This is a genomic window from Neorhizobium tomejilense (assembly GCF_964254135.1).
Taxonomy (GTDB): domain Bacteria; phylum Pseudomonadota; class Alphaproteobacteria; order Rhizobiales; family Rhizobiaceae; genus Neorhizobium; species Neorhizobium tomejilense.
Map to the genome: position 1 here is coordinate 1,934,085 of NZ_CAXUSO020000001.1, position 22,923 is coordinate 1,957,007.

19 protein-coding genes are annotated in these 22,923 nt (G+C 62.7%); 10 read left to right on the forward strand and 9 right to left on the reverse strand.

All coding sequences use genetic code 11. From position 1 onward, the window contains the following. Window positions 1-47: 47 nt before the first annotated feature. Window positions 48-695, reverse strand: a complete 648-nt coding sequence (locus ACSQ3G_RS10020) for an invasion associated locus B family protein (protein ID WP_037087005.1) — start codon at window positions 693-695, stop codon at window positions 48-50. Window positions 696-971: 276 nt separating this feature from the next. Here ACSQ3G_RS10020 and ACSQ3G_RS10025 point away from each other — a divergent pair, with 276 nt between their 5' ends. The 3 genes from ACSQ3G_RS10025 to ACSQ3G_RS10035 are packed head-to-tail and all read left to right on the forward strand — an operon-like array spanning window position 972 to window position 4,447. Further along, a complete protein-coding gene (locus ACSQ3G_RS10025; RefSeq protein WP_436109914.1) occupies window positions 972-2,786 on the forward strand; it encodes an extracellular solute-binding protein in 1,815 nt (604 codons plus the stop codon). A 35-nt stretch (window positions 2,787-2,821) separates the two neighbouring features. Further along, window positions 2,822-3,493: a DsbA family oxidoreductase gene (locus ACSQ3G_RS10030; protein ID WP_436109915.1), complete on the forward strand. Its 672-nt coding sequence runs from the start codon at window positions 2,822-2,824 to the stop codon at window positions 3,491-3,493. Between the two features lie 15 nt (window positions 3,494-3,508). After that, window positions 3,509-4,447 (forward strand): DMT family transporter, encoded by a 939-nt coding sequence (locus ACSQ3G_RS10035; protein ID WP_436109916.1) that lies wholly within the window; start codon window positions 3,509-3,511, stop codon window positions 4,445-4,447. Here the strand turns inward: ACSQ3G_RS10035 and mfd are convergent, their stop codons facing one another. Then, on the reverse strand, window positions 4,448-7,954 hold the full coding sequence (gene mfd / locus ACSQ3G_RS10040) for a transcription-repair coupling factor (RefSeq protein WP_436109917.1): 3,507 nt from the start codon (window positions 7,952-7,954) through the stop codon (window positions 4,448-4,450). Window positions 7,955-7,965: 11 nt separating this feature from the next. Then, window positions 7,966-8,295, reverse strand: a complete 330-nt coding sequence (locus ACSQ3G_RS10045; RefSeq protein ID WP_105415773.1) for an FAD assembly factor SdhE — start codon at window positions 8,293-8,295, stop codon at window positions 7,966-7,968. A 90-nt stretch (window positions 8,296-8,385) separates the two neighbouring features. Between ACSQ3G_RS10045 and recG the strand changes: the two genes are divergently transcribed. Beyond that, on the forward strand, window positions 8,386-10,491 hold the full coding sequence (gene recG, locus ACSQ3G_RS10050; RefSeq protein WP_436109918.1) for an ATP-dependent DNA helicase RecG: 2,106 nt from the start codon (window positions 8,386-8,388) through the stop codon (window positions 10,489-10,491). Here recG and ACSQ3G_RS10055 read toward each other — a convergent pair. The 4 genes from ACSQ3G_RS10055 to ACSQ3G_RS10070 all read right to left on the reverse strand — a co-directional run bounded on the left by ACSQ3G_RS10055 (window position 10,488) and on the right by ACSQ3G_RS10070 (window position 15,236). Further along, the gene (locus ACSQ3G_RS10055; protein ID WP_046633667.1) at window positions 10,488-11,183 is read right to left on the reverse strand and encodes a DUF502 domain-containing protein; all 696 of its coding nucleotides are present in this window, start codon (window positions 11,181-11,183) and stop codon (window positions 10,488-10,490) included. The genes recG and ACSQ3G_RS10055 overlap by 4 nt on opposite strands. Before the next feature lie 91 nt (window positions 11,184-11,274). Continuing rightward, complete coding sequence (gene glmS / locus ACSQ3G_RS10060) at window positions 11,275-13,101, reverse strand: glutamine--fructose-6-phosphate transaminase (isomerizing) (protein ID WP_436109919.1); 1,827 nt, start codon at window positions 13,099-13,101, stop codon at window positions 11,275-11,277. Between the two features lie 119 nt (window positions 13,102-13,220). After that, a complete protein-coding gene (gene glmU, locus ACSQ3G_RS10065; protein WP_436109920.1) occupies window positions 13,221-14,582 on the reverse strand; it encodes a bifunctional UDP-N-acetylglucosamine diphosphorylase/glucosamine-1-phosphate N-acetyltransferase GlmU in 1,362 nt (453 codons plus the stop codon). Between the two features lie 243 nt (window positions 14,583-14,825). Continuing rightward, window positions 14,826-15,236: a winged helix-turn-helix transcriptional regulator gene (locus tag ACSQ3G_RS10070; protein ID WP_046633662.1), complete on the reverse strand. Its 411-nt coding sequence runs from the start codon at window positions 15,234-15,236 to the stop codon at window positions 14,826-14,828. Between the two features lie 145 nt (window positions 15,237-15,381). On the opposite strand from ACSQ3G_RS10070, the gene ACSQ3G_RS10075 reads away from it, so the two are divergent. From ACSQ3G_RS10075 to ACSQ3G_RS10085, 3 genes are all read left to right on the forward strand, one after another. Further along, window positions 15,382-16,266 carry an SDR family oxidoreductase gene (locus tag ACSQ3G_RS10075; protein WP_436109921.1) on the forward strand — a complete coding sequence of 295 codons (885 nt, stop codon included), beginning with the start codon at window positions 15,382-15,384 and terminating at the stop codon, window positions 16,264-16,266. Window positions 16,267-16,344: 78 nt separating this feature from the next. Further along, a complete protein-coding gene (locus ACSQ3G_RS10080; protein WP_436109922.1) occupies window positions 16,345-17,061 on the forward strand; it encodes an aspartate/glutamate racemase family protein in 717 nt (238 codons plus the stop codon). Between the two features lie 59 nt (window positions 17,062-17,120). Beyond that, on the forward strand, window positions 17,121-18,071 hold the full coding sequence (locus tag ACSQ3G_RS10085) for a bifunctional helix-turn-helix transcriptional regulator/GNAT family N-acetyltransferase (protein ID WP_436109923.1): 951 nt from the start codon (window positions 17,121-17,123) through the stop codon (window positions 18,069-18,071). Here ACSQ3G_RS10085 and ACSQ3G_RS10090 read toward each other — a convergent pair. Then, a complete protein-coding gene (locus tag ACSQ3G_RS10090; protein ID WP_436109924.1) occupies window positions 18,068-18,820 on the reverse strand; it encodes a pyridoxine 5'-phosphate synthase in 753 nt (250 codons plus the stop codon). The two genes, ACSQ3G_RS10085 and ACSQ3G_RS10090, sit on opposite strands and share 4 nt — an antisense overlap. Before the next feature lie 355 nt (window positions 18,821-19,175). On the opposite strand from ACSQ3G_RS10090, the gene ACSQ3G_RS10095 reads away from it, so the two are divergent. Then, window positions 19,176-19,850, forward strand: coding sequence for a MerR family transcriptional regulator (locus ACSQ3G_RS10095; RefSeq protein WP_436109925.1), 675 nt, complete (start codon window positions 19,176-19,178; stop codon window positions 19,848-19,850). Between the two features lie 9 nt (window positions 19,851-19,859). On the opposite strand, the gene ACSQ3G_RS10100 is transcribed toward ACSQ3G_RS10095, so the two are convergent. Beyond that, on the reverse strand, window positions 19,860-20,984 hold the full coding sequence (locus tag ACSQ3G_RS10100) for an ATP-dependent DNA helicase (protein ID WP_046633654.1): 1,125 nt from the start codon (window positions 20,982-20,984) through the stop codon (window positions 19,860-19,862). A gap of 179 nt (window positions 20,985-21,163) precedes the next feature. Here ACSQ3G_RS10100 and ACSQ3G_RS10105 point away from each other — a divergent pair, with 179 nt between their 5' ends. Continuing rightward, on the forward strand, window positions 21,164-22,444 hold the full coding sequence (locus tag ACSQ3G_RS10105) for an SDR family oxidoreductase (RefSeq protein ID WP_436109926.1): 1,281 nt from the start codon (window positions 21,164-21,166) through the stop codon (window positions 22,442-22,444). Beyond that, complete coding sequence (locus tag ACSQ3G_RS10110) at window positions 22,444-22,923, forward strand: DUF2269 family protein (RefSeq protein WP_436109927.1); 480 nt, start codon at window positions 22,444-22,446, stop codon at window positions 22,921-22,923. The genes ACSQ3G_RS10105 and ACSQ3G_RS10110 overlap by 1 nt, the downstream gene beginning before the upstream one ends.

The following is a 22,923-nucleotide window of genomic DNA, read 5'->3' on the forward strand; positions in this document are numbered from 1 at the left end:
AGCCCGGCGCTTGGCCGGGCTTTAAGCTGTTTGGTTCCGACTGGAACTTACTGACCCTGCTTTGCAGAATTCTGGGCGTCTTCCAGCTTCTTGCGGGTCTCTTCCGCCTTGCGCTGCATGCCTTCTTCGAGGCTGCGCTGGCTTTGAGCGATCTGTTCCTGCGGCATGGCCGGACCGTCGAATACGCCGGTGAAGCCGGTGAGCGGAACCTTGATCGGGTTCGGAGCGCGGCGGAAGTTGATCGACGTGAAGACCACCTCGCCGCCCTTCTTGAGGCTGGCGATCATGGCGTCGGTCAGCGGCACTTCGGCGGTGCACTTGTCCGGAAGGCAAACGATGTAATCGAGCTTCTGGCCCTTGCCGCCGTCGATCTGCATGACGATGCCGGGCGGCACGAGCCGCGCGGTCGGGACCGAAACCTGCATGATCTTGCGGTTGACCTTGCCTTCCACCGTGATCAGGCCGACGGCGGTGATGAGCTGGCCGTTCTGGGCGGCAATGATGTTCTGCACGACGCAGAGATCGCTGTCGTCCTGCTTGGTGCAGGTCTTGAACCAGCCGAGCGGCGGTGCACCAGGAGCGGCCGCGGCCGGAGCATCCTGTGCAAGGGCTGCGACCGGCAGCGCTGCTGCGCCGGCCGAAAGAGCGAGAGCGGACATCGCCGTCCGCAGAACTTGGGTTGCCTTAAGCATCATAACGAGATCCGTCTCCTGAAATCCGCTGGGTACGGCAGACGCCGTCAACTCCCTCGGGGTGTCCTACTGCCTGTGACCTGTCGGTCAAATGAGGCAATTGAATGACCCGCCCGTGTGGCCAACCTGTTACATCGGGCGGACATCGATATCCAGTCCCTCTTTCGTATTTTTTGACAAGGAGTTAACGTCGGCGATCACTCTTTTGCACATGGCGACGGTTGGTTGGCCTCATGGCATGCGCTATTTTGCAGGCGAATCAGCGAGGATTTCACCGCCATGGGTCCCATGCGACGCTTTCTTCCCCTCATCGCCGCGCTTCTTATCGGCACCCCGGCCCTTGCCGAACCGGTGCACGGGATAGCCATGCACGGCAGTCCGGCGCTCGGCCCCGACTACAAACATTTCCCTTACGTGAACCCGGACGTGAAGAAGGGCGGGCGTGTAACCTATGGCGTCGTCGGCACGTTCGACAGCCTCAATCCGTTCATCCTGAAAAGCATGCGCACCTCGGCGCGCGGCATCTGGGACCCGGCTTTCGGCAATCTTATCTTCGAATCGCTGATGACCCGTTCCAGCGACGAGCCGTTCACACTTTATGGGCTGCTGGCCGAGAGCGTCGAATGGAATGACGACCGGACCTTCATCCAGTTCAATCTCAATCCGAAGGCGAAATGGTCGGATGGCCAACCGGTGACCCCGGATGATGTGATCTTTTCGTTCGAACTGTTGCGCGACAAGGCCCGCATTCCGTTCTCGTCCCGATTGGCGCCCGTCGCGAAAATGGAGAAGGTCGGCGAACACGGCGTCCGTCTGACCTTCAACGAAAAGGCCGACCGTGAATTTCCCCTGATTCTCGCCACCGGCACCCCGATCCTGCCGAAACACGCGACCGATCCAGTCACCTTCGATCAGTCGACGCTGAAGCCGCCGGTCGGCTCCGGCCCTTACCGGATCAAATCCATTTCGCCCGGAGAACGCATCGTTTATGAACGGGATCCGGGTTACTGGGGCAAGGATATTCCGGCCAAGGTGGGTTTCGACAATTACGACCAGATCAGCGTCGAATATTTCCTGCAGGACAACACGTTGTTCGAGGCCTTCAAGAAGGGCGCGATCGACATCTATCCCGATGGCAGCCCGACACATTGGGCGCGGGCCTATGATTTCCCGGCGGTCCAGAACGGCGACGTGATCAAGGATGCGTTCAAGCCGCAGCTGCCGACCGGCATGCTCGGTTTCGTGTTCAATACGAGAAGAGCGCTCTTCGCCGACGTCAACGTGCGCGCCGGCCTGTCGCTCGCCTTCGATTTCGAATGGGCCAACAAGAACCTCTTCGAGGGCGCCTATACCCGCACGGAAAGCTTCTGGCAGAATTCGCCCCTCTCCTCGCTCGGCAAGCCGGCGGACGAACGGGAGCTCAAGATCCTCGGAGCCATCAAGGGCAGGATCGAGCCGGCGGTGCTCGACGGCAGTTATCATCTGCCGAAGACCGACGCTTCCGGTGCGGATCGCAAGGTTTTGCGCGATGCGGTCGATCTTCTCAGGAAGGGCGGTTATGCGATCAAGAACGGCAGGATGACGGACGCTTCGGGCAGGCCGTTGACCTTCGAGGTCATGACCCAGACCCAGGACCAGGAAAAGCTCGCGATCGCCTATCAGCGGACGCTGAAAATGATCGGCGTCGACATGTCGATCCGCACCGTCGACGATGCCCAGTACCAGGCCCGCTCCGGCAATTTCGACTATGACATGATCGTCAAATCCTATCCCGCGTCACTGTCGCCGGGCATCGAACAGGCCGGGCGCTGGGGATCGGATTCCCGCAATCGCGACGGCAGTTTCAATTTTGCCGGCACTGCGGACCCCGATCTCGACAAGCTGATCGAGACCATGCTGACCGTTCGCAGCAAGGAGGATTTCGAGGCCGCGGTGCGGGCTTACGACCGGATGCTGATTTCCGGTCACTATCTCGTTCCGCTCTATCATATCCCCGATCAGTGGGTGGCGCGTCGCAAGCATATCGGTTATCCGGAAAAGCTCCCGCTCTATGGCTACCAGCTCAACACCTGGTGGGACAAGCGGGCGCAATAATCCGGTCTTCCGGTTACCGAAGAAAGGACGCCGCCATGGAGCGCGTAACCATCGACATCGTTTCGGATATCGTCTGCCCCTGGTGTTACCTCGGCAAGGCAAGGATGGAACTGGCGGTCGCCGAGGTGCAGGACGAGATCGGCTTTGATATCAACTGGCGCCCTTATCGGCTCAATCCGGACCATCCGCCCGAGGGCGTCGACCATCAGGCCGACCTTGCCGCCAAGCTCGGCGGCAGGGATGCCGTCGAACGCGCCCACGAGATGCTGAAGAAGCTCGGCGAAGAGGTTGGCATCAAGTATGATTTCGAGGCGATCAAGATCGGGCCCAACACGCTCGATGCCCATCGCCTGCTGCATTGGGCAATCGTAGAGGATCGTCAAATTCAGGACAAGGTCGCGACCGCCCTGTTCAAGGCGAATTTCGAGGAAGGCCGCAATGTCGGCGACCACGCCGTGCTGGCCGATATCGCCGAAAAGTCGGGCCTGGACCGCAAGGTCATCGAGAACCTTCTGGCAAGCGACGCCGACAAGGACACCGTCCTTGGGGAGATCGAGGCGGCCCAGAAGATGGGCGTGACTGGCGTGCCGTTCTTCATCATCGACGGACAATACGCGGTCAGCGGCGCGCAGACGCCGGATGTGCTTGCCAATGCGCTGCGCGAAATCGCCAAGCTGAAGGCGGAAGCCCGCAAGGGCATGATCTGAGAACGGACCGACCGCTTGCGTACCGACCAGACCCCGAAAGGCGTCCTTCTCGCCTTCGCCTCGTTTGCCGCCTATTCCTGGAGCGATGCCAGCGTCAAGATGATCGAGGGCGCGCTGACGCCCTATGAAATGGGCTTTTTCGGCGCCGTCTTCATGCTGGCCGGTTTTCCCTATCTCATGAAGCCGGGGGACAGCTGGCTCGACGTGGTGAGAAGCACCAACCGGCCGTTATGGGTCCTGCGCTTCTTCTCCGCGGCCGTGGGGACGATCGGCAGTGTCGCGGCCTTCACCTATCTGTCGATGGCGGAAGCCTTCGCGCTGATCTTCCTGCTGCCGTCCTTCGTGACGATCATGTCGGTGCTGTTCCTCAAGGAGACGGTCGGCATCCGGCGCTGGAGCGCCGTGATCATCGGCTTCGTCGGCGTTCTGGTCATATTGCGCCCCGGTTTCCGCGAGCTTTCGATCGGGCATGTCGGCGCGGTTTTTGCCGGATTTTCCGGGGCGATCTCGATCATCGTCTATCGCGCCGTCGGGCCGTCCGAGAAGCACATCTCGCTTTATGGCGCCGGGGTGCTTGGCGTTCTCGTCATCCTCGGCATCCTGATGATCCCGGACTTCCACTGGCCGACCCTTCCGCAATGGGCCATGCTTGCCGGATACGGCCTGCTGGGGGCACTTGCCACCGTCTGGCTGATGTATGCCGCCAATTACGCGCCCGCCGCCGTGATCGGGCCGACCCAATACAGCCAGATGCTCTGGGCCATCCTGTTCGGTTATCTCGTCTTCGGCGACAAAGTCGACCTGCCGATGTTGATCGGCATCGTGCTGATCATCGGCTCCGGCCTCCTGACGCTCGCCCGCGAGCGGGCACGCGACGTGCGCCTGCCCGCGTCCGTCGCGACGGATCAGCAAGCCGCCGTCGTTACCGTCCCCGACAACAAATCCGACACATGATCACGATTTAGCCAATTCCGCGAACTGGGTCATCACCTGGGCGGCGGCCGTCAGCCGCTTTTCGGGGGACGGCAGGTCGCGGGTGAGGAAGACGCTGTGGTCCGGGCGGATCTTGGCGAGCGTCCCCTGCTTGGCGATATAACCGACAAGATTGGCCGGGTTCGGGAACTGTTTGTCGCGGAAGGTGACGACGATACCCTTGGGGCCGGCGTCGAGCTTCTCGACATTGGCCTTGCGGCACAGCGACTTGATGTAGACCACCTTCAACAGGTTCTGCACCTCGACCGGCATCGGGCCAAAACGGTCGACCATTTCCGCGCCGAAACCGTCGATCTCGGACAGGTCCGTGACTTCGCCGAGACGGCGGTAAAGGCCCATGCGCAGGTGCAGGTCCGGCACGTAGCTTTCCGGGATCATCACTGTGATGCCGACGGAAATCTGCGGCGACCAGCCGGTATCGGTGATCTCGTCGTCGCCCTTCACCTCCGCCACGGCTTCCTCCAGCATCTGCTGGTAGAGCTCGAAACCGACTTCCTTGATATGGCCGGACTGTTCCTCGCCGAGCAGATTGCCGGCGCCGCGGATGTCGAGGTCGTGGCTGGCGAGCTGGAAGCCGGCACCAAGCGTGTCGAGCGATTGCAGCACTTTCAGGCGGCGCTCGGCGGTGGTCGTCAACTGCTTGTTGACCGGCAGTGTGAAGAGCGCGAAGGCGCGCACCTTGGAACGGCCGACACGGCCGCGGAGCTGATAGAGCTGCGCCAGGCCGAACATGTCGGCGCGGTGGACGATCAGCGTATTGGCGGTCGGCACGTCGAGGCCGGATTCGACGATCGTGGTCGACAGAAGCACATCGTATTTGCCGTCGTAGAAGGCATTCATGATGTCTTCGAGCTCGCCTGCCGCCATCTGGCCATGGGCAACCGCGACCTTCAGTTCCGGCACGTCCGACTGGAGGAAAGTCTGGATTTCCGGCAGGTCCGCCAGCCGCGGGCAGACGTAGAAACTCTGGCCGCCGCGATAATGTTCGCGCATCAGCGTTTCGCGGATGACCAGCGGATCGAAGGGCGAGATGAAGGTGCGGACCGCCATGCGGTCAACCGGCGGCGTGGTAATCAGCGACAGTTCGCGTACACCCGTCATGGCGAGCTGCAGCGTGCGCGGGATCGGCGTTGCCGAAAGCGTCAGGACATGCACGTCGCTCTTCAGCTCCTTCAGCCGTTCCTTGTGCTTGACGCCGAAATGCTGCTCCTCGTCGATGATCAGCAGGCCGAGATTGGCGAACTGGATGCCGGCGCCAAGCAGCGCATGGGTGCCGACGACGATGTCGACTTTGCCGTCGGCAATGTCCTTCTTGGTCTGGGCGAGTTCCTTGGCGGGCACCAGCCGCGAGGCCTGCTCGACCTTGATCGGCAGACCGCGAAAACGCTCGCGAAACGTCTTGAAGTGCTGGCGGGAGAGAAGCGTGGTCGGCACGACGACCGCGACCTGCGCGCCGTTCATCGCCGCGAAGAAAGCGGCACGCAACGCGACTTCCGTCTTGCCGAAACCGACGTCGCCGCAGACGAGGCGGTCCATCGGCCGACCGGCGCCAAGATCATCACGCACGGAATCGATGGCGTTCGCCTGATCCTCGGTCTCGTCATAGGGGAAGCGGGCGGCGAATTCGTCGTAGAGCCCTTCCGGCGTGGTGAGCACCGGCGCGCGGCGGGTGATGCGGGTGGCCGCGATGCGGATCAGCGCGTCCGCCATATCGAGCAGGCGTTTCTTGAGCTTCGCCTTGCGGGCCTGCCAGGCGCCGCCGCCAAGCCTGTCGAGCTGGGCTTCCGCCGCATCCGAGCCGTAGCGCGACAGAAGATCGATATTCTCGACCGGCAGGAAGAGTTTTGCCTGGTCGGCATAGTGGAGCTCGAGGCAGGCGCGCGGCGCGCCGGCGGCCTCGATCGTCACCAGGCCGACGAATTTCCCGATGCCATGCTCCGCATGGACGACCAGCGAACCTTCGTCGAGGCCGGCGACTTCGGTCAGGAAATTGGCGCCGCGCTTGCGGCGCTTGCCGCGGCGGACCATGCGGTCGCCGAGAATGTCCTGTTCGCCGATGACGACGATATTGCCCGTCTCGAAACCGGCCTCCAGGCTGAGGACCGCAGAAGCCGTCTCGCCTTTTTCCAGCTTGTCGAGATCGGCAAGCTTGTCGATCTGGTTGATGCGCTTCAGCCCGCGCTCGTCGAGCACCTGCAGCAGCCGGTCGAGCGAGCCGGCGGACCAGCCGGTGACAAGAACCTTGGCGCCCTCGGCGCGCTTGTCGGCGATATGCTTGACGACAAGGTCGAAGACGTTGACCCGTTCGTCGCGGTCCTTTTCCTCCGTCTGGTTTTTCGCCCAGCGCGGGCCGGCATGCGCATCCAGAGTCACCACCCGGCGACCTTCCGCGTCCATCTCGTTGAACGGCGTCAGGCGCACCGCGTTGACGGCGTCAAGCGCTGCGGCAAAGGCTTTGCTTTCGAGGTAGAGCTGACCCGGTGAAACCGGCTTGTAGGGCGCCGCCTGGGCGGCCGCACCCTTGCCCTGGGTGCCGCTGTCGCGCCGCGCCTCGTAATAATCGAGCACCAGTTTCGAACGCTCGCCGGCCGCTTCGCGAGCCGTGTGGTCGGTGACGATCCGAAAACCCTTGAAGTAGTCAAAGGCGGTTTCGAGACCGTCGTAGAACAGCGGCAGCCAGTGTTCCATGCCGGGGTAACGTCGGCCTTCCGAGACTGCCTGATAGAGAGCGTCGTCGCGGGTCGCGGCGCCGAAGAGGGAGAGATAGTTCTTGCGGAAGCGGCTGATCGTGTCCGGCGTCAGCGTCACCTCGCTCATCGGATTGAGGTCGAGGGCACGCGCCTGGCCGGTGGTGCGCTGGCTGGCGGGGTCAAACGAGCGGATCGATTCCAGCGTGTCGCCGAAGAAATCGAGGCGTACCGGCTCCTCCGTGCCCGGCACGAAGACATCGAGAATGCCGCCGCGCACGGCGAATTCGCCGACTTCACGAACCGTCGCGACACGCTCGAACCCGTTGCGCTCGAGCCGCGCGGCGATGTCGTCCATGCGGATCTGGTTGCCGGGTTTGGCCGAGAAGGCGAGGCTTTCGATGATCTCGGCAGGAGCGATCTTCTGCAGCATCGCATTGACGGTGACGAGCACGATCGCCGCATGCGGCTTCTTGGCATGCGAGATCAGCCCGGAGAGGGCCGCCAGCCGGCGGGCGGAGACATCGGCGCTCGGGGAAACGCGGTCATAGGGAAGACAATCCCAGGCAGGCAAAGTCAGGACCGGGATTTCCGGCGCCACGAAGGTCAGCATCTGGTCCAGATCGAACATGCGCTGGCCGTCCGACATGACATAGGCGACCGCCTGGCCGGCGCGGGCGAGCTCGGCAAGGATCAGCGGCTCCATGCCCGGCGGCACGTTGCCTATGGTCAGCGGGGTTTGCGCCGCGGCGATCTTCTTCGCGTCGAATCCGGGAATCATCGGGCCAGAATTCATATCTTGTGCCCGAGCCTTGCTTCCAGGGAAGCCTTGGTGACGGGATCGAAATCCGGGTTATAGGCAGCGACGCGCGCGAAAAGCGGCGTCTTCCTGTGCTCGGGCAAAGTTTGAGCCCCGGTGATCCAGGCATGCAGGTCGTGGTCGTCCTCGCCCATGATCGCTTCGAATTCGTCGAGTTCGGCTTCTCCGAGCTTGCCGATCTCGGATTCCGCAAAACTCCCGAGAACCAGGTCCATTTCCCGGATGCCTCGATGCCAGCAGCGATAGAGGATGCGCCTGCGGCGCGGGTCGAGATCCGCGCTGGTGCGGGATAGTCCTGTCATGGCCGTGTCCTTGTTTTGCCGTTCATATAGGACGCTTTTCCGCCCTCGTCACCTTGCCAAATGGGCAAAATCCATCGCATTTTGCGCGCCATGCGTCCCGCCATACTCGATCCGCTGTTCTCGCCCGTCGCCTCGCTTGCCGGTGTCGGGCCGAAGCTTGCCGAACTGATCGCCCGCGTCACCGGCCGCGAGGACCCGGACGATTGTCGTGTCGTGGACCTGCTTTTCCATGCCCCCTCCTCGCTGATCGACCGGCGCAACCGGCCGGGCATCGCGCTTTCGCCGCAAGGCGCGATCGTCACGATCGAAGGCCGGGTCGACCGCCATCAGCCGCCCCCGCCCGGCAAGTCCAATATGCCCTATCGCGTCTTCCTGCACGACGATACGGGCGAGTTGGCGCTCACCTTCTTCCGGGCAAAAGGCAATTGGCTGGAAAAGTCGCTGCCGATTGACGAGATGGTGATGGTGAGCGGCAAGGTGGACTGGTTCAACGGCCGGCCCTCGATGGTGCATCCGGATTTCATCGTAAAATCCTCCGAGGCCGAAAACATGGCCCTGGTGGAGCCGGTCTACCCGATGACGGCCGGCCTGACGCCGAAAGTCCTGCGCAAGGCGATCGACGGTGCCGTCGCCCGCATACCGGAACTGCCGGAATGGGCGGATGCGGCGCTGGCCTTGCGCCAGGGTTTTCCGTCGGTGGCGGAGGCCTTTCGCGGGCTGCACGATCCGCGCGACGCGGCGGATATCGATCCGCAGGCCCCTGCCCGTCGGCGGCTCGCCTATGACGAGTTCCTCGCCGGCCAGGTGTCCCTGTCGCTGGTGCGTCAGAGGGTGCGCAAGGTCCCGGGCCAGCCGATCCGCGTGAAGGGCGATCTTGCCGCAAAGATCATCGCCAACCTTCCCTTCTCGCTGACGCCCAGCCAAAAAGCGGCTGTCGAGGACGTCATCAAGGATATGGCCGGCGAAGACCGCATGCTGCGACTGCTGCAGGGCGATGTCGGGGCCGGCAAGACGCTAGTGGCGCTGCTCGCCATGTCGGCGGCCGTCGAGGCCGGTGGCCAGGCGGTGCTGATGGCGCCGACAGAAATCCTCGCCCGCCAGCATTATTCGACGATCTCCAAGCTCGCAGGTGCGGCAGGCGTCGCGGTGGAGGTGCTGACCGGCCGCACCAAGGGGCGCGAGCGCGACCAGATCATCGAGCGGATTGCGTCTGGCGAAGCGCAGATCATCGTCGGCACCCACGCACTCTTTCAAGACGCGATCAACTATCACAATCTTATGCTCGCGGTGGTGGACGAGCAGCACCGGTTCGGCGTGCATCAGCGCCTTCGGCTGACGGCCAAGGGAATTTCCCCGCATATGCTGGTGATGACCGCGACGCCCATTCCCCGCACGCTGGTGCTCGCCGCCTTCGGCGACATGGACGTCTCGAAGCTCACCGAAAAACCGGCAGGCCGCAAGCCGATCCAAACCGTCACCATCCCCACCGAACGGATCGGCGACATCGTCGCCCGGCTGAGGGGCGCGATCGGCGAAGGAAAAAAAGCCTATTGGATCTGCCCTCTCGTCGAGGAATCGGACGTCTCCGATCTGATGTCGGCGGAGGAACGTTATGCGGTTCTTGCCAGGGAACTCGGCCGCGATGTCGGCCTCATCCACGGCCGCATGAGCGGACCTGACAAGGACGCGGTGATGGGCGCCTTCAAGACCGGCGAAATCCGGCTGTTGGTCGCGACCACCGTCGTCGAAGTGGGCGTCGACGTGCCGGATGCGACGATCATGGTCATCGAACATGCCGAGCGGTTCGGGCTCGCCCAGTTGCACCAGTTGCGCGGCCGCGTCGGGCGCGGCGACGAGGCTTCGACCTGTATCCTGCTCTACAAGGGGCCGCTCAGCGAAACCGGCCGGGCGCGGCTTTCGATCCTGCGCGACAGCGAGGACGGTTTTTTGATCGCCGAGGAGGATCTGAAACTGCGCGGCGAAGGCGAGCTGCTCGGCACCCGCCAGTCCGGCACGCCCGGTTTTCGGATCGCCAGCCTGGAAGCGCATGCGGACCTGCTGGAAATCGCCCGCAAGGATGCGGCCTACCTCCTGGAGCGGGATCCGGAACTCACCAGCGAACGGGGCCAGAACATGCGCGTGCTGCTTTATCTGCACCGCCGCGACGAGGCTATCCGGTTCCTGAGAGCCGGTTAGGCCTGCATTTTCGGGGCCGGCAGGACGGCGGTCGGTGCGCCGGGGACGGGCTTGTAGTCCGGTGCGATGAGGCCCCCCGATATCAGCAGCTTGGCGCCTTCTTCCGGCGTCATGTCGAGCATGATGATCTTGCTCTTTGGCACGAACATCAGGAAACCGGCGGTCGGAACCGGGGTCGGGGGCAGGAAGACGCCGACCATTTCCTCACCGTCCGCATTGAGCTTCGCCGCGATCTCTCCCTGCGCGTCGCCGGAAATGAAGACCAGCGCCCACATGCCGGGGCTCGGAAACTCGATCAGCCCGCATCTCTTGAAGGAGGTCGACTGTTCCTTCAGCACCGTCTCGAAGATCTGTTTGATGCTCTTATAAATGCTGCGGATCAGCGGCATCCTGTGCAGGATCGATTCGCCGAACTTGACGATCGAGCGGCCGATCAGGTTCTTGCCGAGAAAGCCGATGATGGTGATGAGCACCACCGCGATCAGCAGGCCGGTGCCGGGAATGGTGATGTTGAAGTAATATTGGGGGTCGTAGCGCTGCGGAATATAGGGCGTGACCCAGCTATCCGCCCAGTCGATGAAGGTGAAGGTAAGCCAGATGGTGATGGCAAGCGGCGCGCAGATGATCAGGCCGGTTAGGAAGTTGTTCCTGAGACGGCCGGCCAGCGATATTCGCTCTGGACTGTCGCTCATTCTGTTTCCCTGCATACCCTAAGCATTGCCGCAATCATTGATGCGACAATGCCGGATGCGATGTTGCGATGCAAGGAAAAGCCGGCGGATATCACTCCACCGTGACGGATTTTGCCAGATTGCGCGGCTGATCGACATCGGTCCCCATGAACACCGCCGTATGATAGGCAAGAAGCTGGATCGGCAGCGAGAAGATCATCGGCGCGATGATCTCGTCGACATTCGGCAGCGCGATCGTCGCCATGGTGGGAAGCTTGGACGCCGCCGCCCCCTTTTCGTCGGTGATGAAGATGATCTTGCCGCCGCGCGCCGCCACTTCCTGCATGTTGGAAACGGTCTTTTCGAAGAAGCGGTCATGCGGCGCGATGACGATCACCGGCATGTGTTCGTCGATCAGCGCGATAGGCCCGTGCTTCAGTTCGCCTGCGGCATAACCTTCCGCATGGATGTAGGAGATCTCCTTGAGCTTCAGCGCGCCTTCCATGGCAAGCGGAAAACTGGTGCCTCGGCCGAGATAGAGCACGTCCTTGAAGCGCGACAGTTCGCGCGACAGCGACTCGATCTGCGGCTGGATGTCGTTCAGCACCCGGCTCATGATCCGCGGCATTTCGGCGAGGTGCTTCACCATCGCCTTCTCGTCGCCCGCCGTCACCGTGCCGCGGGCGCGGCCGGCACCGATCGCGAGCGCGGCGAGGACAGCAAGCTGGCAGGTGAAGGCCTTGGTGGAGGCGACGCCGATTTCCGGGCCGGCGAGGATCGGGAAGATCGCGTCCGATTCGCGGGCGATGGTCGATTCCCTGACGTTGACCACCGCGCCGATCTTGAGGCCGTTGTCCTTGCAGTAGCGCAACGAGGCAAGCGTATCGGCGGTCTCGCCCGACTGGGAAATGAACAGCGCCGCCTGGGACGGCGACAGCGGCAGTTCGCGATAGCGGAATTCCGAGGCGACGTCGATTTCGACCGGCAGGCGCGCATAACGCTCGAACCAGTATTTGCCGATCAGGCCGGACAGATAGGCCGTGCCGCAGGCGGCAATCGCCAAGCCCGAGACCTTGCCGAAGTCGATCGCCGTATCGTTCGCCTTCACCGTATGGGCGGCGAAATCGATATAGTGGCTGAGCGCATGGGAGATGATCTCCGGCTGTTCGTAGATTTCCTTCTCCATGAAATGGCGGTGGTTGCCCTTGTCGACCATGAAGGCAGAGGCTTGGGAAATCTGGCTCTGCCGCGTCACCGGCCTGCCGTCGTAGTCGATGATCTCTGCACCCTTGTGGGTCATGACGGCGCAGTCGCCATCGACCAGATAGGTGATTTCATTGGTGAACGGCGACAGCGCGATCGCATCCGACCCCAGGAACATTTCGCCGCGGCCGTGGCCGATCGCAAGCGGCGGTCCGAACCGGGCGGCCATGATCGTGCCCGGGTCGTCCTCGAACATCACCACCAGCGCATAGGCGCCGGCAACGCGGTTCAGCGTCGCCAGCATGGCGGCGCGATGGTCGAGACCCTGGCGGGTGTATTTGGCGAGCAGGTGTGCCACGACCTCCGTGTCGGTCTGGCTTTCGAAGACCGCCCCTTCGGCCAGCAGTTCGTCCTTCAGTTCCGAGAAGTTCTCGATGATGCCGTTGTGGACGACGGCAACCCCATCGACGAAATGCGGATGGGCATTGGTCTCGTTCGGAACGCCGTGGGTCGCCCAGCGGGTGTGGGCGATGCCGATCGTGCCGGGCAGCGGCTCGGCGTCGAGCCGCTTTTCGAGATTGAAGAGTTTTCCTTCGGCGCGGCGGCGATCCATGCGGCCCTCGTGGATGGTCGCGACGCCTGCAGAATCATAACCGCGGTATTCGAGCCTTCGCAACGCATCGACCAGACGCGCCGCCACCGGCGAATTTCCGACGATCCCGACAATTCCGCACATGAACGACCCTCTCCGCTTCTGGAACCCGCGCGAACTCCTAGCCGATTGCTGGTTTTGCGCAATCGGCCCGCCGGTCACTTTCGATGTCGGAAAGTAACGCGCAAATGTTAATAGCCGCGCTACTTTTGCGCCTTGCGGGCGGCCTTGAGGGCGAGCGCCCGCTCCCGGAGGATTTTCGCGCGCTCCGGCTTCACCTCCTGGCGGGCACGGCCAAGCGCCAGCGCATCGGCCGGGACATTGTCGGTGATGACACTTCCCGAGGCGACATAGGCGCCGTCGCCGATCGAGACGGGTGCGACGAGCGACGAGTTCGATCCGACAAAGGCATTGGCGCCGATGCGGGTCTCGTGCTTGTTGACGCCGTCGTAGTTGCAGGTGATCGTGCCGGCGCCGATATTGGAATGAGCGCCGACAAAGGCATCGCCGATATAGGTCAGGTGGTTGACCTTGGCGCCTTCGTCGATCCTGGCATTCTTGACCTCGCAGAAATTGCCGACCTTGGAGCCTGCGGAAAGATCGGCGCCGGGGCGGAGCCGCGCGAAAGGTCCGACCGTCGCGCCGCCGCTCACATGCGCACCCTCGATATGGGAAAAGGCATGGATCACCGCTCCGCTGTCGATCCTGACGCCCGGGCCGAAAACGACGTTCGGCTCGATCAGCGCGTCCTGGCCGATCTCCGTATCATAGGACAGGAAGACGGTTTCCGGCGCGATCATGCTGACGCCCGAGATCATCAACTCATGGCGCCGGCGTTCCTGCCAGTGCTTTTCGAGCATGGCCAGTTCGGCCCGGTTGTTGCAGCCGGCAACCTCCGTTTCCGGCGCATCGACCGCCACGACCTTGCCGCCGGCGGCACGGGCGATCTCGACGAGATCGGTCAGGTAATATTCGCCCTTCGCGTTTTGATTGGTGATGCCCTCCAGAAGCGACAGTGCCTTGCGGCCGTTGATCGCCATCAGCCCGCTATTGCACCAGGTGACCTTGCGCTCGTCCTCCGTCGCATCCTTTTCCTCGCGGATGGCGATCAGCTCGCCGTTTTCCACCAGCAGCCGGCCATAGCCGGTCGGCTTGTCGGTGTGAAAACCGATCACCACGACATCGGCTCCGGCGGCCAGTTTTTCCCGCGCCTCGGCGAAGGGAGCCGAGGTGACCAGCGGGACGTCGCCATAGGCGACCAGGATGTCGTCGTAACCGCGGGCGATGGCTTGTTTCGCCGTCAGGACCGCATGGCCTGTGCCCCGGCGCTCGGTCTGCAGGAAGGCCTCGACCGTAACACCCTGGACCGCGCCGGCCTTGGCAACCCCGTCCGCATCACGGCCGACCACCAGAGCCGCCTCGGTCACGCCGCTCGATGCCACCGCCGCCATGACATGAGCAATCATCGGGCGGCCGGCAATCGGATGCAGCACTTTCGACATCGACGATTTCATGCGCGTGCTGTCGCCGGCGGCGAGGATGACGGCAAGGCAGGAACGGCTCATAGGGGTTTCTCCTTCTCAGGCATTTTGCCGCTTCATAACAGCAAGATGATTGAAGTGCGATAAACGCCTTATGTCTGGCCGCAACAAAAAGGTGGCTCGACCGCCTGCGCTGGAATTTGACCGAACCATTGGAACAGATGCTGCCGTTTTATAGGATATGCCAGGAGGATGGTCGCGGTCAGGTCTGGTTGTTGCCAGGCCCTATGGAGAATATCGGGCTGCCATATCGGAGCCCTTTTCACATTAAGCCAGTTCGCTCTCGTCGTATTTCACGCGCGCTGCCTTGACGGACGGATGATTGGCCTCCGCCCATAGCAGCACCTTGGAAAGCGGCTCGAAGAGCGAGCGGCCGAGATCGGTCATCCGGTATTCGACGCTCGGCGGCTTGGTCGGAAACACTTCGCGTTCGATATAACCGTCGCGCTGCAAGTCGCGCAGCGTCTGGGTCAGCATCCGCTGCGAAATATCCGGCACCAGCCGGCGAAGCTCGCCGAAGCGGTAGGGCTGACGCGCCAAGGCCCCGAGAAGCAGCGTCGACCATTTGCCGGCGATCCGGTCGAGGACGTCCCGAACCGGGCAGTTACCCATGTCCCACCCGGACATATCACATTCCTTGCCGTCCAGCACCGGCTTGCGGCTTGCATTGAGGGCCATGGAGTTGGTTCCCTTGAAGTAACGATCTCCCTCGAAACTGCCTCCTTTACAGATCGAAGTCAATTCTTATTCTAGTGCTAGTCTCTTTTTGAGACCAACGTTCTCGCCGCGCTACAGGCCGGCCATTGCCAGGAAAGAAACCCGCATGACCAAACTTCTCGTCACCGGCGCCGCCGGCCATCTGGGCCCCGCAGTCCTGCGTCACCTGCTGGAGACATCCAAGGTCGCCGCCGCCGACATCGTCGCCGCCAGCCGTGATCCGAACAAGCTCGCCGACCTTGCCGCCAGCGGTCTGGAAACCCGCACGGCCGATTTCGACGACGAAGCCGGCCTTATCAAGGCATTCACCGGCGTCGACCGTCTGCTGATCATCTCCACCGACGAGCTGGCGACGCCCGGCAAGCGCATCACGCAGCACAGGAACGCCGTTTCCGCCGCCAAGAAGGCCGGCGTGAAGCACATCGTCTACACGTCCATGCCCAACCCGGACAAGTCGCTGGTCACGTTCGCGCCGGATCATCTCGGCACCGAAGAGGCCATCAAGGCGAGCGGCGTCGCCTACACGATCCTGCGCAATTCCTGGTACCACGACAATTATCTGATGAGCATGCCGCACAATCTTCAGGTCGGCAAATGGTACACGTCCGTGGGTGCGGGCAAGATCACCACGATCAGCCGCGACGACTGCGCCCGTGCCGCAGCCGGAGCCCTTGCCAATCCGCCGGCCGGCAGCCGCACGCTGACGCTCACCGGTGCGGAATCCCTGACGGCCAACGAAATCGCCGCCCGCGCATCAACTGCCACCGGCAAGCCGCTGGATGTCGTTGATGTCACCGACGAGCAGCTGACCCAGGGCCTTACCGGCGCCGGCCTGCCTGCTTTCGTCGTGAATATGCTAGTCTCGGCGGATGCCAATATCCGTGCTGGCAATTTCGAACAGGTGACCAGCGACTATGAGACGCTGACCGGCCAGAAGCCGCAGACGCTCGCCGCCTATTTCGAGACCCAGAAGGCCGCCCTCGCCGCTTAGCATCTCGCCGGATTGCGGCTCTCCGAATTTCGCGATAATGAGATGGAGTTACCAGATTCCATCTCGTTTGGAGAAAAAATGCGCAAGATCGGCTTGATTGGCGGGATGAGTTTCGAAAGCACTGCCGTGTATTATCGGCTGATCAACGAGATGGTGCGCGAACGCCTCGGTGGTTTTGCGTCGGCCGATCTCCTGCTGCATTCCGTCAATTTTGCCGAAATCGTCGACATGCAGAAGGCCGGCCGCTGGGATCTGGCGGCCGAGCACCTTGCCAAGAGCGCCCGCGGGCTGAAGGCGGCCGGCGCCGAATGCGTGCTGATCTGCACCAACACCATGCACATCGTCGCGCCGGACGTACAGGCTGCGATCGACGTGCCGCTCATCCATGTCATCGATGAGACCGCCAGGGCATTGACGTCGAAAGGGCTGAACCGCCCGCTCCTGCTGGCCACCCGCTACACGATGGAGCACGGTTTCTATATCGAGCGCATGAAGATGCTCGGCGTCGATGTCATGGTGCCGGACGCGGACGATCGCACCGATATCCATGACATCATCTTCAACGAACTCTGTGCCGGCACGGTTCTAGACACCTCCCGCACGCGGGCCATCGCCATGATCGAAAAGGCGAAGGCTGAAGGCGCCGACAGCATCATCCTCGGCTGCACGGAAATCTGCCTCCTGCTCGACCCCTCCAGCCTGCCGCTTCCTGGCGTCGATTCCACCGCCATCCACGCCAGGGCCGCAGTCGATTTCGCACTCGGCCTGTCGCCGGTGAAACGCGCCGCGGCGTAAGTTTGCTTGACTCAGTCAAGTAAATATTGGACAGAATCTTCGAAGAGGAGATCCTGCCGATGACCGATCCTGCCGTTCTCGACGCCGTCCGCGCCTTCAATCGTTTCTACACAAACAAGCTCGGCGTTCTCGCCAAGGGCTATCTCGATACAGATTACACGCTGACCGAGGCGCGCATCCTGTACGAGATGGGCGCCCGCAAACGGGTTTCGGCAACCGAACTCAACCGCGATCTCGGCCTCGATCCCGCCTATCTCAGCCGGCTGCTGAAGAAATTCCGCGAGGCGGGCTTCATCGACAGCGAACCGGATCCCGAGGACAAACGTAGCCAGATCCTCGTTGTCACCGACAAGGGACAAGCCGAATACGAGACGCTCGGCGAACGCTCCCGCCAGCAGATCGCCAAGGATCTGAGGGACGTGAACGAGATGGGCCATGAGAAGCTGATCGGCTCCATGCAGGCGATCCGCACCATTCTCGATCCGCAATCGGCCGCCCCCTCCCCACCGGTCGTCATCCGTCCGCACCGGATCGGCGACATGGGCTGGCTCATCGAAGCTCAGGCGGTCGCTTATGCGCGGGAATACGGGTGGAACGACAAGTTCGAAGGGCTGGTCGCCGAGGTCGCCGGCAAGTTCATCGCCAATTTCAACCCCGAGCGCGAACGCTGCTGGATCGCCGAACGCGACGGCAAGCGTGTCGGTTCGGTGGTCCTGGCCGATGGCGGCGGCGATACCGCCAAGCTGCGCCTCCTCTATCTCGACCCGGCCGCCCGTGGCCTCGGTCTCGGCCGGACGCTGGTCGAGCAATGCATCAAGTTCTCGACGCTCGCCGGTTATAAGATGCTGTCGCTCTGGACCAACGATTGCCTGACGGCTGCGATCCGCATCTACGAGACCACGGGCTTCAAACTCGTCGCGGAGGAAAAGCACAACCTGTTCGGGCCGGAATGCAACGGCCAGACCTGGGTGCTGGATCTCTGCGAAGCGAAGCTTTCGTCGTCGAACTAGACGGCCTGGCCGCAGGCGCGGCGGAAGCGGCGCACGGTTTCCGCCATGCCGTATTCGAGCGCATCCGCCGTCAGCCCGTGCCCAATCGACACCTCGGCGAGCTTCGGTATACGCTTCACCAATGCCGGCAGGTTGGCGACTGTCAGGTCGTGGCCGCCATTGACGCCGAGCCCTTCGGCAAGTGCCGCATCCGCCGTCCGCCCGAGTTTTTCAAGCAGTTCGGCGCCGCGCTCCGGATTGTCGAAACAGCCGCCATAGGGACCGGTATAGAGCTCGATGCGATCGGCACCCGTTGCCCTTGCAAGCTTTACCGCCTCGACATCGCCGTCGCCATCGGCAAACAACGACACCCGCATGCCGCCCTTCTTGAGCCGCGCCACGATCGGCTTCAGCATCTCGTGCGTGGCGCGGAAATCGAACCCGTGATCCGAGGTCGCCTGGGTCGGATCGTCCGGCACCAGCGTCACCTGCTCCGGCTGGGTCGCTTCGCAGAGCGCCAGGAAATCCTCGCTCGGATATCCCTCGATATTGAACTCGGCCGCTGGAAACTCGTCGTCGATCAGCGCCCGAAGAGCCGGCAGATCGGTGAAGCGGATGTGGCGCTGGTCGGGGCGCGGATGCACCGTCAGGCCGGCCGCACCTGCCTGAAGCGCGATGCGCCCCAGCCCCTTGACGCTCGGCCAGGGAAGATCGCGGCGGTTGCGCAGCATGGCGACGGCATTGAGGTTCACGGAAAGCTTGGTCGGCATGGCAATACCCGGTTTTGAAAGGTTGATCCGCTTTTAGGACATGCGCCTTCGCAATGCCACCAGGTTTGGAAAAATGCACCTATAAAGAGTTTTGATGGACGAGAATTCACGAGGCAACCGGGGCTACCATTTCCTAAAATTTTAAGTAACGTATATCTAACAGAGTTCGCTGAGCAGGCCAAAAGGCGGCGGAATACGGTTTGAACAGCGAATTCTGCCATCGATTTTAATCGGGTCCGCATTTTCAGTACCGAGGTTCCATCCAGAAGGTTCGGCGCAAAGTCGCAACCTGTAGATGCATATCTGACCACGACGCCAAACTCAGGCGCAAGGGAACTCGATGCAGAGCGATATCATGCAAGCCAGGACCGACAGTGCGCCCCTTGCGGGAGCGGCCCACAATTTCCCTTATCTCCCCCAGGTTTCACTCTCTTTTGAAATGCCCACCCAGCCGGTGGCGATCGCCGAAATGGCGGACCTCTTCGGCGTCACCCATCGCACTCTTCACTTCTACGAGGAAAAGGGCCTGATCACGGCCCGCCGCTCCGGCAGCATGCGGGTCTATGACAGGGTTCAGATCCACCGCATGGCGGTCATCAATGCCTGCCGCGAGATCGGTATTCCGGTTGCGGTCATCCAGGAACTGATGGAAGAGCTTGCCGGCGCGACCTCGGAGGCGGAAGCGGACGAGATGTTCCACGACATGCTGGCGCGGCGCAAACGGGAGCTCACGGCCGACATCTCCAACATCCGCCGGCAGATGCAGCAGATCGAAAGCCTGCTGGTGGCCGAGGAGGAAAATCCGACGCTTGCCACTCCCAAGCCCATGTCGCTGGTCCTGAGCGACATCGAGAAACGGTGCCTGGGGCTGATGGCCGAGGGTTATTCGGCGCCACGGCTTGCCCGCGCGCTCAATCTCGAATTCGAGGACCTGCGCCGGATGGAAGATGACATCATCCAGAAATTCCAGGCCACCAACCGTTTTCAGGCGGTCGCCAAGGCGATGCTGCTCGGTTTCGTGCCGAACTGATCGGCTTCTTTAGCGGACGATCGTCAGAGTCTCGGCCGCGCGCGTGATGGCGGTATAAAGCCAGCGCTCCCGGCTGTCGCGAAACGCCCAGCTTTCATCGAACAGAACGACGTTGTTCCACTGCGACCCCTGCGCCTTGTGGACGGTCAGCGCGTAGCCGTAATCGAACTCGTCGTAACGTTTGCGGGTCGTCCAGGGGATTTCCCCTTCCTGCTCTTCGAACGCCTGTTTCAGAAGCTTGATCTTGGCCGCGCCGCGATCCATGTCGTCGTCTTCCGGCCTGATCATCAGGTTGATGCCGGGCTTCACGGTCTCGCGCGACGAGCTCATCACCTGCCAGAGCGAACCGTTGAGCAGCCCTTTGGCCGGGTCGTTGCGCAGGCAGACCAGCTTGTCGCCGGATTGCGGATAGTCGGCGGTAAACCCTTTCAGTTCCCGAAGCCGCTGATTGTAGCGCTTGCGGGTCTTGTTGGTGCCGACCAGAACCTGGTCCGCCTCCATCACCAAAGGCTGCGTCACCTCGTTGCGTGAAATCACTTTCGCCGTGCCATAGTCGCCATACATGATCTCCTTGCCCTCGCGCACGTTCATCGCGAGCTGGATGATCGGGTTGTCGCGCGCCTGGCGGTGGATATCCGTCAGCAGGTAATCCGGCTCCTGTTCGGTGAAGAACCCGCCGCCGGTTACCGGCGGCAGCTGGCCGGGATCGCCGAGCACCAGGATCGGCGTGCCGAAGCTCATCAGGTCCTTGCCGAGCGCCTCGTCCACCATCGAGCATTCGTCGATGATGATCAGCGCCGCCTTGGCGACCGGGCTCTGGCGGTTGATCGAGAACATCGGCGCGATCGAAGTTTTTCCGGCATCGTCCTCGACCGCTTCCTCGCCGCGCGGCCTGTAGATCAGCGAGTGGATGGTTTTCGCGTTCCGCGCCCCGCGCGAGCGCAGAACCTGCGCCGCCTTGCCGGTGAAGGCTGCGAACAGCACCTCGCCATCGACATTTTCGGCGAAATGTTTGGCAAGCGTGGTCTTGCCGGTGCCCGCATAACCGAACAGCCGGAAGACCTGGCCGCGGCCCTCTTTCAGCCATTGTGAAACGGCCTTGAGGGCCTCGTCCTGTTGCGGTGCAAATTGCATGACGGGACTTGGCAGGATTCTGCGGCCAAGCGCAACCGAAAAAGAACGAAAGATGAATCAAAGGCCGGGATGAGCTCGTTGCCGGTCTTCCGGAGGGCGGGCGACACCTTTCTCTCCGTCTATCCGGAGGGTGGAATTGCCACTGTTCAGCTTTCATCATCGGCCCCTATGATCGCGGCATGAAGATTCTGATTCTCGGCGCAACCGGCTTTATCGGCTCGGCGATCCTGCAAAGGCTTGCCGCGGAGGGTCATCGAATAACCGGGCTCGGGCGAGACCCGGACAAAGCCCGCCTGAAATGGCCCGCGGCCGAGTGGATAAAGGCAGATCTCGCGCAACTGTCTGCCGCCGCATGGCGTCCGCTGATCGAGGATCAGGATGTCGTCGTCAATTGCGCTGGCGCCCTCCAGGACAGTCTTTCGGATGATCTTGGCGCCACCCAGGAAAAGGCGATGCTGTCGCTCTACGAGGCGGCACGGGCGCTCGGCGGCAGGCATATCGTGCAGATCTCCGCCCGCACGGACGGCGCAGCCGCCGACCTGCCCTTCCTCGCCACCAAACGTCGTGCCGACGAAGCGCTTGCGGCAAGCGGTCTCCCGTTCGTCATCCTGCGGCCTGCGCTCGTTATCGGCCGCAATGCCCATGGCGGCACAGCGCTTCTCCGGTCGCTCGCGAGCCTACCCGGCCTGCTGCCGCTCATCCATGCGCAAAGCCCGGTCGAAACCGTCTCGCTCGACGATGTCGCCGCCGCCGTCTCCCTTTCGGTCGACGGCACCATCCCGGCCGGCAGCGATCTCGATCTCGCCGCCGACAGGACCCTGACCTTGTCTGACCTCGTGAAGCTTCACCGCACCTGGCTTGGCCTGCCTGCGGCCGCCGTCATTGCATCGCCGGCGGCGCTTGCGAAACCCGTCACCTGGGCCGCCGACATCGCCGGACGACTCGGCTGGCGTTCGCCGCTTCGCTCGACGGCGGTGACGATAATGTCGGAAGGCGTCAGGAGCCTGAGGCCGAAACCGGCCGGCCTCGTCCTGGCAGATGCGGCAGAGACCCTCGCCGCCCATCCGAGCGGCGTCCAGGACCTCTGGTTCGCGCGGCTCTATCTCCTGAAACCCGCAATCATTCTGACGCTGTCGCTGTTCTGGCTGTTGTCCGGCCTGATCCCGCTCCTCGACCTGAGCGCCGCGGCAGCCCGATTTCCGCCCATCGTGCCGGGCTCCTTCGCCGTGGCAATGACGGTCGCGACATGTCTCCTCGACATCCTGCTCGGGTCTGCCGTCCTCGTCCGCCCCCATGCCCGCAAGGCGATGCTTGGAATGATCCTCACCAGCCTCGCCTACCTGGCCGGCGGCACGATCCTTGCGCCGCAGCTCTGGCTCGATCCGCTCGGGGTCCTCGTGAAAGTCCTGCCGTCGATCGCGCTCACCCTCGTCTCCCTCGCCATTCTGGACGAACGCTGATGGACGCCGAAAGCCTGTTGCGCCTCCTGCATGTAATCGGCGCCGCGGTGCTGCTCGGAACCGGCGCCGGCATCGCCTTTTTCATGGTCATCGCCCGGCGGACGGAAGATCCGAAACTGATCGCCCACACCGCCGGCACGGTCGTGCTGGCCGATACCGTCTTCACCGCCACCGCCGTCATCCTGCAGCCGGTTACCGGCTACCTGCTGGCAAGGAGCATCGGCTGGTCGCTGACGGATGGCTGGGTCGCCCTGTCGCTCATTCTCTACGTGGTGACGGGACTGTTCTGGCTGCCGGTCGTCTGGATCCAGATCAAGATGCGCGATATCGCCCGCATCGCCTGCGAAGACTCCGCGCCGCTGCCGCCAGAATGGTACCGGCTCTACCGGATCTGGTTTGCCTGCGGCTTCCCGGCCTTCTTCGCGGTCATCGCCATCTTCTGGCTGATGCTGACGAAGCCGGATATCCCGCTGTTCTGA